Origin of the sequence: Corynebacterium otitidis ATCC 51513, assembly GCF_000296405.1 — a bacterium.
GTDB classification, from domain to species: Bacteria; Actinomycetota; Actinomycetes; order Mycobacteriales; family Mycobacteriaceae; genus Corynebacterium; species Corynebacterium otitidis.
This window is the reverse complement of record NZ_JH815194.1, coordinates 128,098-139,718: the sequence shown is the minus strand read 5'-3', so window position 1 is coordinate 139,718 and position 11,621 is coordinate 128,098. Positions and strand designations below refer to the sequence as shown.

General features: G+C 72.0%; 7 protein-coding genes and 3 pseudogenes. 4 read left to right on the top strand and 6 right to left on the bottom strand.

Translation table 11 applies throughout. The annotated features are described in order from the left end of the window. Together HMPREF9719_RS06050 and HMPREF9719_RS06045 are read left to right on the top strand one after the other, a co-directional pair. Positions 1–511 (top strand): annotated as a pseudogene (locus HMPREF9719_RS06050) (hypothetical protein); the annotation flags it as partial. Positions 512–562: 51 nt separating this feature from the next. Next, entirely contained in the window at positions 563–1,450 is an 888-nt protein-coding gene (locus tag HMPREF9719_RS06045) for a sucrase ferredoxin (RefSeq protein WP_004601100.1), read from the top strand. A 66-nt stretch (positions 1,451–1,516) separates the two neighbouring features. Here HMPREF9719_RS06045 and HMPREF9719_RS06040 read toward each other — a convergent pair whose 3' ends face one another. The 6 genes and pseudogenes from HMPREF9719_RS06040 to HMPREF9719_RS06015 all read right to left on the bottom strand — a co-directional run bounded on the left by HMPREF9719_RS06040 (position 1,517) and on the right by HMPREF9719_RS06015 (position 7,492). Further along, positions 1,517–2,194: a methionine ABC transporter permease gene (locus tag HMPREF9719_RS06040; RefSeq protein WP_004601099.1), complete on the bottom strand. Its 678-nt coding sequence runs from the start codon at positions 2,192–2,194 to the stop codon at positions 1,517–1,519. After that, positions 2,184–3,257, bottom strand: coding sequence for a methionine ABC transporter ATP-binding protein (locus HMPREF9719_RS06035; RefSeq protein ID WP_004601098.1), 1,074 nt, complete (start codon positions 3,255–3,257; stop codon positions 2,184–2,186). The genes HMPREF9719_RS06040 and HMPREF9719_RS06035 overlap by 11 nt, the downstream gene beginning before the upstream one ends. Positions 3,258–3,652: 395 nt before the next feature. Then, a pseudogene (locus HMPREF9719_RS06030) lies at positions 3,653–4,519 on the bottom strand (MetQ/NlpA family ABC transporter substrate-binding protein); the annotation flags it as partial. A 198-nt stretch (positions 4,520–4,717) separates the two neighbouring features. Beyond that, a complete protein-coding gene (locus tag HMPREF9719_RS06025) occupies positions 4,718–5,596 on the bottom strand; it encodes a MetQ/NlpA family ABC transporter substrate-binding protein (RefSeq protein ID WP_004601096.1) in 879 nt (292 codons plus the stop codon). Between the two features lie 46 nt (positions 5,597–5,642). Beyond that, a pseudogene (locus HMPREF9719_RS06020) lies at positions 5,643–6,543 on the bottom strand (MetQ/NlpA family ABC transporter substrate-binding protein). Further along, on the bottom strand, positions 6,533–7,492 hold the full coding sequence (locus tag HMPREF9719_RS06015) for a MetQ/NlpA family ABC transporter substrate-binding protein (RefSeq protein ID WP_004601093.1): 960 nt from the start codon (positions 7,490–7,492) through the stop codon (positions 6,533–6,535). Before HMPREF9719_RS06015 ends, HMPREF9719_RS06020 begins: the two are co-directional and overlap by 11 nt. Before the next feature lie 189 nt (positions 7,493–7,681). On the opposite strand from HMPREF9719_RS06015, the gene HMPREF9719_RS06010 reads away from it, so the two are divergent. Together HMPREF9719_RS06010 and HMPREF9719_RS06005 are read left to right on the top strand one after the other, a co-directional pair. Then, positions 7,682–10,939 carry an error-prone DNA polymerase gene (locus HMPREF9719_RS06010; RefSeq protein ID WP_004601092.1) on the top strand — a complete coding sequence of 1,086 codons (3,258 nt, stop codon included), beginning with the start codon at positions 7,682–7,684 and terminating at the stop codon, positions 10,937–10,939. 149 nt (positions 10,940–11,088) lie between these two features. Further along, positions 11,089–11,538 (top strand): PH domain-containing protein, encoded by a 450-nt coding sequence (locus tag HMPREF9719_RS06005; protein WP_174269532.1) that lies wholly within the window; start codon positions 11,089–11,091, stop codon positions 11,536–11,538. Positions 11,539–11,621 lie beyond the last annotated feature (83 nt).

The following is an 11,621-nucleotide window of genomic DNA, read 5'->3' as shown; positions in this document are numbered from 1 at the left end:
TGGGCTCCTCGACGAGGCCGCCGGCGTGCGCCGCGGCATGCGGCTGCGCCAGGCGCGAGCGCTCGCGCCCGGGCTCGCCGAATACCCCGAGGACGAGGGCCGCTCCGCGCGCCACTTCGAGCCCATCGCCGCGGGGCTCGACGAGGTGGCCCCCGCCGTGGAGATCCTCCGCCCCGGGCTCGTCGCCGTCGGCGCGGACGCGCCCGCCCGCTTCCACGGCGGGGAGGAGACCGCCGTCGAGAAGCTCCTCGACGCGGCCGGCCGCCCGGTGTCCGTCACCGCGGAGGCGCTCCTCGACCGCGAGCCCGCCGCCCTAGGGGTGGCGGGCGGGCGCTACGCCATCACCAGCTGGGCGGGGCCCTGGCCCGAGGACGACGAGTGGTGGGGCCAGACGCCGATCCGGGTCGCGCGCCTCGAGGCGGTCGGCCACGCCGAGGGCGACGAGCGGCCCCGCGGCTGGCTGTTGGCGTGGTGGCGGCGCGGCTGGCGCGTCGAGGCCACCTACGACTAGCGCCGGGCGCGGCGAAGCCAGGGCTGGCTTGCGCCCTGTAGCGTGGGTGGCATGGTTTCGGCACCCTCCCGGCCGCGCGGGCGCGCGGGCGCGCGGTTGTGCTCGGACGGCGAGCAGGGCCCCATCGCCGGCACGGCGCGCTCGTTTCGCGCCATGGTCGCCATCGAGTGGCCCGGCCCCTGGCCTAGGGACGCGACCGGCCGCGAGAACGTCGGCGAGGGGCTCGCGCGGCTGCCGAAGGAGACCGGCGCGGTGCTCCAGCTCATCCGGCGCGTCGGGCGCGCCGGGCACCGCTCGGGCGGGCCGTACCGCGTCTACCTCGCCTTCCCCGACGTCGCGGTCGTGGAGACTCTCCTCGTCGACGACCCCGCGGAGCTCCTCGGCGCGGACCTCGGCGCCCCGGGGCGGGTGCCGGGCGCGAGGCCGGTGGAGCACCCGCTGCTTTTCGTGTGCGCGCACGGCAAGCGGGACCGCTGCTGCGCGATCAAGGGCCGCCCGGTGGCCAAGGCGCTCGACGAGCGCTTCCCCGAGGGCTGGGTGTGGGAGACGACCCACTTGAAGGGCCACCGCTTCGCGGCGACGTCGGTGCTTCTTCCCTGGGGCTACGCCTACGGGCAGCTCAACGCGGAGGCGGGCGCGGCGATGCTCGGCGAGGCGGCCGCCGGCCGGCTCTTCCTCGGCAACAACCGGGGCCGCGGCACGCTCAAGCCCGCGGAGCAGGCCGCGGAGCTCGCCGTCGCGGAGCGCCTCGCGGCAGAAGGTATTCGGGTCGCGCCCGGGGAGATCCGGGTCAGCGGGGAGCGCGCCTGGCTGCCCGGCGGGCGCTCGTGGCGCGTCGCCGTCGAGAAGCGCGAGGTCACAGGCGTCATCGCTTCGTGCGGGCAGGACGAGCGCACCGAGAAGGTGCCGGTCGTCGTCGCGCTCGAGGAGGAGGGCTAAAAATAAGGCGCCCCCGCCCGCCGGAGGGGCGGGACGGGGGCGCGGGCGCCGCGGGGAGGGGTCCCGCTAGCGGCGCATGATCTTCTTCGAGAGCCAGTTGCCGAAGAACTGCGCGGCCTGCACGAGGATGACGATCGCGAGGACCGCGACGTACATCGTCGGGTAGTCGAAGGCCCGGTAGCCGTTGACGATCGCGAAATCGCCGAGCCCGCCGCCGCCGATGTAGCCGACCATCGCGGACATGTCGACGATCGCGATGAAGATGAACGTGTAGCCCAGTACCAGCGGCCCGAGCGCCTCGGGCACGATGACCGAGGTGATGATCTTCATCGGGTGCGCGCCCATCGAGCGGGCCGCCTCGATGACGCCGGGGTCGATGGCGACGAGGTTCTGCTCGACGATGCGCGCCACGGTGAACGTCGCGGCGATGATCATGACGAAGATGCCGGCGTCCCGGCCCACCGAGGTGCCCACCACCGCGAGCGTAAGCGGCTGAAGCGCGGCGATGAGGATGATGAACGGGATCGGCCTGATGAAGTTGACCAGGACGTTGAGGACCGTGAAGACGACCTTGTTCTGCAGGATCCCGCCGCTGCGGGTCGTGTAGAGCAGCACGCCGACGACGAGGCCGAGGAAGCCGGCCAGCACCATCGTCACCGACACCATGACCAGGGTGTCGCCGATGGCCTCGATGAACTCGTCGCCGTAGCGGTCCCAGTCCATCGCGAGGTAACTAGTTGCCATGGGTGATCTCCTCAATCCGGGTCGTCTTCTGCAGCGCGGCGGCGAACTCGTCGATGGCGTCGTCGTCGCCGGTGAGCCGCACGGTCATCTTCCCGAAGCTCTGCTTCTGCAGCGTGGTCACGCCGCCGTGGACGATGTTGATCTCCACGCCGCGGGACCTGGCGGTCGACACGGCGTCGAAGAACCCGGAGTGCTCCGAGAGCGTGATGAGGAACAGCCGGCCGCTGTGGGCGCGCAGGTCCTCGGACTCGACCTGGTCGGGCTCGTTGCGCAGCGACGTCGCGACGAAGCGCTTCGTGACCGCCGACTGGGGGTGCGCGAAGATCTCGTAGACCGGGCCGTACTCGATGACCTTGCCGTTCTCCATGACGGCGACGGTGTCCGCGATGGAGCGGACGACCTCCATCTCGTGGGTGATGACGACGATGGTGATGCCGAGCTCCTTGTTGACCCGGCGCAGCAGCCCGAGGACCTCCTGGGTGGTCTCCGGGTCGAGCGCGGAGGTCGCCTCGTCGGCGAGCAGCAGCGACGGGTTCGAGGCCAGCGCCCGGGCGATGCCGACGCGCTGCTTCTGCCCGCCGGAGAGCTGCTCGGGGTAGCTGTCGCCGCGCTCCGCGAGGCCCACGAACTCGAGCAGCTCGTTGACGCGCCGGGTGCGCTCCTCCTTGCCCACCCCCGCGAGCTTGAGCGGGTAGGCGATATTGCCGGCCGCGGTGCGGGAGTGCATGAGGTTGAACTGCTGGAAGATCATGCCGATGTTTCGGCGGATGCCGCGCAGCTTGCTCTCGGGCTGGCCGGCGACGTCGGTGCCGTCGACGAGCAGTTCGCCCGAGGTGGTGGTGTCCAGGCCGTTGATGAGCCGAACGAGCGTGGACTTCCCGGCGCCCGAGTAGCCAATGACGCCAAGGATCTCCCCGGGCTCGACGTCGAGGGTGACCCCGTCGACGGCGCGGACCTCGGAGCCCGACTTGCCCTGGAAGATCTTGGTGACGTCCCGGAATTGCAGCCGAGTGCCGGAACGCTTCGCCTGCGACGGCGCCGGCGTGGCGGAGCTGTGAGTCACGGAAACGGTTCTCCCTAACAAACGATGAAAAAGCTATGAGTGGGATCTGGGGGATAAGACGCCGCGGGGCGCGCTGCCGGACACCCGGCCCGCCCGCGGCGGTGCGCTGCGGGCGGGCCGGGTGTCCGGGGCCGGGGCTGTCACGCGGCCGGCCCCGGGGTGGGGAGGGAAGGTGCCGTTGAAGAGGGGGCGGGCCGTCGCTAGGCGGCGGGCTGCTCCTCGGCCTCCTCCTCGTTCTCCTCGTCCTCGGTGGTGGCGTCCTCGTCGCCGTCGGTCTCCTCGGACTCGGGGTCGTCCTCGGCGTCGCCGTCCTCGTCGGCCTCATCCTCGGCGTCGGCGTCGTCGGCGTCGTCCTCGGCGCCGGAGCCGGCCGCCTCCTCGTTGCGGAGCTGCCCCTCGATGCGCTCGAGGATCTCCTGGAGCTCCTCGACGGGTCGCTGCACCGGCACCGACGTGCCGCCGGAGTCCTCGGCGATGGCGTCCTGGACCGGCTGGGAGTGCCAGATCTCGACGAGCTCCGGGATGCGCGGGTCGTCGGCGTTCTCCGGGGTGGTGACGAAGGTGTTGATGTACGGCTCGGCGAGCTCGGACTCCGGGTCGTCGGAGAAGATCGCCTCGTTCGGGTCGATGTTCGCGCGGTTGAGGAAGCTGTTGTTGATCACCGCGGGGTTGCCCTCGCCGTAGGCGATGGCGGTCTGCGCCGCGTCGACCGGGATGACGCCCACCTTGGAGGCCTCCTCGTCGATGTCGGCGGGCACCGGCTCGAGGACGTCGTCGTTCTCCAGCTCGATGAGCTCGGCCTGGATGAGCACGTTGATCGCGCGGGCCTGGTTCGTCGAGTCGTTGGGGATGGTGATGTCCTCGCCCTCGATGCCCTCGAGCGAGTCGTGGTCCTTCCAGTACAGGGAGAGCGGCACGATCTCGGTGGAGCCCACCGGCACGAGGTCCTCGTCCGCGCCCACGTTGTAGGTCGCGAGGAACTGGAGGTGCTGGAACTGGTTGACGTCGATCTGACCCTGGACGAGCGCGTCGTTGGGGGTGTTGTAGTCCGAGAACGACACGACCTCCATGTCGATGCCGGCGTTCTCGACCTCCTCCTTAAAGACCTCCCACTGGCGGGAGGAATCGTCGGTGGCGCCCACCCGGATCGGGCCCTCGGCGGCCTCCTCGGAGTCGTCGTTGCACGCCACGAGGCTCGTCGCGGCGAGGGCCACGGCCGCGCCCCCGGCGAGCACGCGCTTGGTCAAGCGATGAATAGCCATATTCCAGTAGAGTCCTTTTCTATCTCGGGATAGTTCTGCTGGCTGCCCTACGGCGGAGCCTGAGCTGCGCCGGCATCCTCCCCGGCCGCGGCCGGGGAGTCGACCCCGTATACTATACAACTCGGTCTAGTAATCGTGCAGCGAGAGGTTCGTCGTGGCCCGAAACGATCCTCCGGTAGCGGGCCTCGGCGCGGCCGGCTAGCGGCTCTCGCGGACGTCCTGCTCGAGGCGCTCGAGGATCTCGTCGAGCTCCTCCGCGGGCCGCCTGACCGGCACGGAGGTGCCGCGCGACTCGCGCTGGATCGCCTCCTGCACGGGCTCGGAGTGCCAGATCTCCACGAGCTCGAGGAGCACGGGGTCGTCGGTTCTATCCTCCAGGGCAATAAAGGCGTTGATATACGGCTCGGCCCGGGGGTCCTCGGGGTCGTCCTGGGCGACCGCCTCGCTCGGGGAGATGCCCGCCCGCGCGATGAAGTTGTTCGTCATGATCGCCGGGCGGCCCTCGTTGTAGGCGACGGTGCCGTTGGTGACGTCGACGGGGGTGACGGTCACCGCCGAGGCCTCCTCGTCGATATCGGCGGGCACCGGCTCGAGCTGCTCCTCGCCGCGCAACTCGACGAGGCCCTCCTGGGCGAGCAGGTTGATCGCCCGGCCCTGGTTGGTGGGGTCGTTGGGGATGGCGACGTCCTCGCCCTCGATGCCGTCGAGCGAGTCGTGGTCCTTCCAGTAGAGGGAAAGCGGCACGATCTCGGTGGAGCCCACGACCCGCAGCCGCGCGCCGGTGCCCTCGTTGTAGCGGGCGAGGTACTTGAGGTGCTGGAACTGGTTGACGTCCACCTCGCCCTCCCGGACGGCCTCGTTGGGGGCGTTGTCCCCGCTCATCGCGACCAAGTCGACGTCGATGCCGGCGGCCTCGGCCTCCTCGACGAAGACCTGCCACTGCTCGAGCGCCGGGTCGCGCAGCGCGATGCTCACCGTGTCGTCGTCCTCGCTCGAGCAGGCGGCGGCGCCGCCGGCGGCGGCGAGAACGGCCAGGCCGAGCGCCGCGACGCGGCGCCGCAGGTGGGGAAGGATCATCGGGTTTTCTCCTTGTGGTGGGTCGGGGGTTTCTCGGGGCGGGCGGCTAGTTGCGCTGCTCGGCGGCCTGCTCCCGGGCGAGGTCCTCGAGCCGGGCGAGGATCTCCTCGAGCTCCTCGCGGGGGCGCTCGACGACGACGGCGGTGCCGCCGGAGTCCTCGGCGACGGCCTCGCGCACCGCGTCGGTGTGCCACAGCGAGGCGAGCTCCTCGATGACGGGGTCGGCCGCGGTCTCCTCAGTCGCGGCGAAGACGTTGATGAACGGCTCGGCGCGCGGGTCGGTCGGGTCGTCGGTGACGATCGCCTCGTGGGGGGTCGATGCCCGCCCGGTTGAGGAAGCTGTTGTCGATGAGCGCGGGGCGGCCCTCCGAGTAGGCGATCGTCGCCTGCGCCGGCTCGACGGGCAGAAGCCCCACCTTCGAGGCCTCCTCGTCGACGTCGATGGGCAGCGGCCAGGTGGTCTCCGGGTCCTTGAGTGTGATGAGGCCGGCCTGGACGAGCAGGTTGATCGCCCGCGGCTGGTTGGTGGGGTCGTTGGTGATGGCGACGTCCTCGCCCTCGATGCCGTCGAGAGAGTCGTGGCCCTCCCAGTAGAGCGAGGCCGGCACGATGACCGTCGTGCCCACCGGCACGAGGCTCTCCCCGGCGGCGACGTTGTAGTCCGCGAGGAAGCGCAGGTGCTGGAACTGGTTGAGGTCGATCTGGCCCTGCACGAGCGCGTCGTTGGGCGTCGCGAAGTCGGAGAAGTTCACCGTCTCCACGGGGATGCCGGCCTTCTCGGCCTCGTCCTTGAACGCCTGCCACTGCAGCGTGGAGTCGTCTACCGCGCCGATGGTGATCGGCTCGGCCTGCCCACCCGCCTCGGCGTCGCCGCCCGCGCCGCAACCGGCCAGCCCTAAGCCGAGCGCTGCGGCGGCCAGGGGCGCGGCAATGGTCCTAGCCCTCATCGGCGACCTGCCTCTCGAGGCGCTCGAGGATCTCCCGGAGCTCCTCGGGCTCGCGGCGCACCGGCACCGACGTGCCGCCGGACTCCTCGGCGACCGCGGCCTGCACCTCGTCGGTGTGCCACAGCTCGACGATCTGCTGCAGCCGGGGGTCGTCCGCCTTGTCCGCGGTGGTGACGACGACGTTGATGTAGGGCTCGGCGCGGGGGTCCTCCGGGTCGTCCTCGGCGACCGCCTCGTCCGGGGAGATCCCCGCCCGGCCGAGGAAGTTGTTCGTGATGATCGCCGGGCGGCCCTCCTGGTAGACCACCGGCGTCTGGGCCGCGTCGACCGCGACGATCGACACCTCGGAGGCGTCCTCGTCGACGTCGGCGGGCACCGGCTCGAGCGGGTCGCCGGACAGCTCCACGAGGTCTAGCTGCGCGAGCAGGTTGAGCGCGCGGGCCTGGTTGGCCGGGTCGTTGGGGATCGCGACCTCCTCGCCCTCGATCCCGTCGAGCGAGTCGTGGTCCTGCCAGTACACCGCGAGCGGCACGATCTCCGTGGAGCCCACCGGCACGAGCTCCTCGCCCGCGCCGACGTTGTAGGTCGCCAGGTACTGCAGGTGCTGGAACTGGTTGGCGTCTAAGTCGCCCTGGGCGACCGCGTCGTTGGGCGCGTCGTGGCCGCTAAACGACGTGATCTCCACCGCCAGGCCCGCGGCCTCGGCCTGTTCCTCGAAGACGTCCCACTGGGAGGCCTCCCGGTCGGCGACCCCGAGGGTCACCGCGTCCGCCTCGCCCTCGTCGGCGCACGCCCCGAGGAGGAAGGAGCTCGCCAGCACGAACGCGCTCGCCGCGATGGGCACCCGGCGCCGCCGGCGTGGCGCAGGCCGCTCGTCGAGGTGCGCTGCGGCGCCCGGCGCCGGCTCGGTGTGGGTGGGGGCCTGCTCGGTGGGCAGGGGCGTGGCCATGTGCGCTCCTTTTGTCGCTCGTCGTCGGTGGTTCGGCCGCAAAAAGCCGGCCATGGTGCCCATAACATACCGAGCAGTCTGTTCAGTTCTGAGCGGCGACGAGCGTGCCCCTCCCGGGCGTCGGGAACGTCCAGGTGAGAGCCCCGATTTTCCGTGAATCGAATATATGTTTGATAGCGTTGGCGGGTCATGAGGTTCAACGGGGGAGAGCGGCTGAGTTGGTCGCGCATCGAGCGGATCCTCTCCGGGCGGCCCGGCCCGGAGCTCGTTCCCGCGGGCGAGCCCGAGCGCGAGCGCGGCGAGGAACCCGCCCGCGCCGCGCGGCCCGGGCGGGTGCCCTTCGCGGAGCTCCACGCGGCGTCGAGCTACCACTTCTTCCGCGGCGCGTCCTCCCCGCGCGCCCTCGTCGAGCGCGCCCGGGCCCTGGGCCTTGCCGCGCTGGGCGTGCTCGACCGGGACGGCTTCTACGGGGTGGCCGAGTTCGCCGAGGCCGCCGCCGAGGAGGGGCTGCCCACCGTCGTCGGCGCGGAGATCACCCTGCCCGCCGACGCCGCCTCGGGCGCGGAGTGCCCCACCGAGGGCACCGGCGCCGCCGGCGCGGGCGCGCCGGGCGCCGCGGAGACGATCGTGCTGCCGGTGCTCTGCCGCGGCCCGGAGGGCTATCGGCGGCTCAGCCACCTCGTCTCGGACGCGCACATGGCCACCGGCCACAAGGACCGGGTGCGCTATCCGCCGCTTGGCGAGATCGGCGGGGCGCTCGGCGGGGAGTGCCTCGTTATCGCCGGCGAGGCGTGGGCGGCGCGCCCCGACGGATTCTTAGAGCTCGTCGACGCGTTCGGGCCGGAGAATGTGGTCGCCGAGTACCCGGCGGAGATGCTGCCCGGGGACGCGGACGCCCGCGCGCTCGTCGCGCGCGCCGCCGCCGAGGCCTCCGGCCGCGCCGGATCGCCGCTGCGGGGGATCCTCAGCGCCCGGCCGGTCGCCGCGACGAGGGACCGCGCCCGGCTCGCGGGCGTCAAGCGCGCGCTCGGCGGGCGCCAGTCGCTCGGCGAGGCGCGGCCCCGCGCCCACCCGGTGGGCGGGACGTGGCTGCGCTCGGGCGAGCAGCTCCAAAGGCTCGCGCCGGGCTTCGAGGGGGAGATCGCCGAGACCGTGCGCCTGGCTGCCGAGTGCGCCTTCACCCTCGACCTCGTCGCGCCCGAGCTGCCGCCCGCGGAGGTGCCCGCCGGCCACACCGAGGCCAGCTGGCTGCGCCACCTCACCCTCGAGCGCGCGCCCGGCCGCTACGCGGGCCGGCCCGACTCGCTGCTCGAGGCGGCGCTGCGCCAGGCCGACCGCGAGCTCGACGTCATCGAGAACCTCGGGTTTCCCGGCTACTTCCTCATCGTCGAGGAGATCGTCTCCTTCTGTAAGCAGAGCAATATCCTCTGCCAGGGGCGCGGCTCGGCGGCGAACTCCGTGGTGTGCTTCTGCCTGGGCATCACCAACGCCGAGCCGGTGTCCTCCGGGCTGCTCTTCGAGCGCTTCCTCTCCCCGGAGCGCGACGGCCCGCCCGACATCGACCTCGACATCGAGGCGACCCGCCGCGAGGAGGTCATCCAGCACGTCTTTCAGCGCTACGGCCGCGAGCGCGCCGGCCAGGTCGCCGCGGTGATCACCTACCGCACCAAGGGAGCGGTGCGCGACGCGGCCCGCGCGCTCGGCTACCCCGCCGGCAGCGCCGACGCGTGGTCGAAGGGCTTAGCCGAGACCCCGGAGCAGGTCGCCGCCATCGCCGGGCAGCTCGCCGGGCAACCCAGGCACTTAAGCATCCACTCCGGCGGCATGGTCATCTGCGATCGGCCGCTCGCCGACGTCGTGCCCACCGAGTGGGCGCGGAAGGACAACCGCTCGGTCCTCCAGTGGGACAAAGACGCCTGCGCCGCCGTGGGGCTGGTGAAGTTCGACCTGCTCGGCCTCGGGATGCTCGAGGCGCTCCACCACATGATCGACGAGGTGCGCGCCACCACGGGCGAGACGGTCAACCTCTGGGAGCTCGACACCGGGGAAAAGGAGGTCTACCGGATGCTCGCCGTGGGCGACGCCGTCGGCGTCTTCCAGGTCGAGTCCAGGGCCCAGCTGCAGACCCTGCCGAGGCTCAAGCCCGAGCGGTTCTTCGACCTCGTCGTCGAGGTCGCGCTCATCCGCCCCGGCCCCATCCAGGGCGGCTCCGTGCACCCGTACCTGCGCCGCAAGAACGGCCTCGAGGAGCCGAGCGTCGACCACCCGGTGCTCCACAAGGCGCTCGACAAGACCCTAGGCATCCCGCTGTTCCAGGAGCAGCTCATGCAGATCGCCGTCGACGCCGCGGGCTTTAGCGGCGCGGAGGCCGACGCGCTGCGCCGCGCGATGGGCCAGAAGCGCTCGCCCGAGCGCATGGCGGCCCTAAAGGACCGTTTCCTTCGCGGCCTCGAGGAGACCAACGGCATCCGCGGGGAGGTCGCCGAAAACCTGTGGCAGAAGATCGTCGCGTTCGCCGCCTACGGCTTCCCCGAGTCGCACGCCCAGTCGTTCGCCTCGATCGTGTTCTTCTCCGCGTGGTTCAAGCTCCACCACCCCGCGGAGTTCTGCGCCGGGCTGCTCCAGGCGCAGCCGATGGGCTTCTACTCGCCCCAGTCGCTCATCCACGACGCCCGCCGCCACGGCGTCGAGGTCCGCGGCGTCGACGTGCGCTATTCGAAGGTGGAGTCCTTCGCGCCCGAGCCCGGGGCGCTGCGCCTCGGGCTCGGGCTCATCGGGGGGCTGGGTAAGAAGGCCGCGGGCCGCATCGTCGCCGCTCGCGAGGATGGGGAGTTCGCCTCGCTCGCGGATCTCTCCCGCCGCGCGGGGCTCACCGTCCCCCAGGCCGAGGCGCTCGCCAGGGCGGGCGCCCTGGAGGGCCTGGGCCTGAGCCGGCGCGCCGCGCTGTGGGAGGCGGGCGTCGCCGCCACCGAGCGCCCCGGCATGCTGCCCGGGCTTACCCAGAGCCCCGCTCCCGCGCTGCCGGGTATGAGCCCATTCGAGCTCACCGTCGCCGATATCGCCGCCACCGGCGTGAGCCCCGATATCCACCCCATGGAGCACGTGCGCGCCGCCCTCGACCGGGCCGGCGTCGTGCCCGCCGACCGGCTGCTCGCCGAGCGCGACGGGAAGCGCATCCGCGTCGCCGGGGTCGTCACCCACCGGCAGCGCCCCGCGACCGCCTCGGGGGTGGTGTTCTTCGGGCTCGAGGACGAGACCGGGCTCATCAACGTCACCGTCACCCCCGGGCTGTGGCGCCGGCACCGCACCGTCGCGCGCACCGCCCGCGCGCTCGTCGTGCGCGGGCTGATCCGCAACGCCAACGGCGTCGCGAACTTAAGCGCCGACCTCATCGAGGCGCTGCCCGTCGGCGAGCTGCTCAGCGCCGGCTCCCGGGACTTCCGCTAGCCGGGCCGAGGGATCCGGTCACGATTTCCTAACGATCCCGCTCGAGGCCTCCGCCGGGGCAGCGCTCTCCGATAGATTCGGGGATCATGACCCACCACCGCACCGAGCCCGCGGCCGACGCGCCGCGGGCGGGAGACGAGCTGTCCCGCATGACGCCCGTCTCGCCGAAACTCGCCGCCGTGAGGCTGATCTCCACCCTGCCCTTCGAGGCGATCATCGCCATCGGCCTCGCCGCGGCGGGCTGGTTCGTGCACTGGGCGTTCTACATCGGCACCGCGCTCGCCGTGGTTCTCCTCGTGTGGCACGCGATCCTCATCCCGCTGCAGGTGCGCCACACCGCCTGGCTCGAGACCGACGACGAGCTGCTCATCACCCGCGGGAAGCTCTGGCACACGTTCACCGTCGTTCCTTATGGCCGGATCCAGTTCGTCGACGTCACCGCGGGCCCGCTCATGCGCGCCTTCGGGCTCAAGACCGTGAGCCTGAACACCGCCTCCTCGACGAGCGATTCCTCGGTGCCCGGCCTGGAGAACGACGTCGCCGACGCGCTGCGCGAGCGCCTCGCCGAGAAGGCGAGGGAGAGGATGAGCGGCCTGTGAGCGGCGAGCACGCCGCCGAGCGCCCCGACCGGGACCCGGCCCCGGGGCCGCGCCCGGCGGGCGACGAGCCCCGGGCTGTCCGG

Coding starts and splice junctions, on each gene's coding strand:
- HMPREF9719_RS06010 (WP_004601092.1), top strand. CDS start 7,682: ATGAGGTTCAACGGGGGAGAGCGGCTGAGTTGGTCGCGCATCGAGCGG.
- HMPREF9719_RS06005 (WP_174269532.1), top strand. CDS start 11,089: ATGACGCCCGTCTCGCCGAAACTCGCCGCCGTGAGGCTGATCTCCACC.
- HMPREF9719_RS06040 (WP_004601099.1), bottom strand. CDS start 2,194: ATGGCAACTAGTTACCTCGCGATGGACTGGGACCGCTACGGCGACGAG.
- HMPREF9719_RS06045 (WP_004601100.1), top strand. CDS start 563: ATGGTTTCGGCACCCTCCCGGCCGCGCGGGCGCGCGGGCGCGCGGTTG.
- HMPREF9719_RS06015 (WP_004601093.1), bottom strand. CDS start 7,492: ATGGCCACGCCCCTGCCCACCGAGCAGGCCCCCACCCACACCGAGCCG.
- HMPREF9719_RS06025 (WP_004601096.1), bottom strand. CDS start 5,596: ATGATCCTTCCCCACCTGCGGCGCCGCGTCGCGGCGCTCGGCCTGGCC.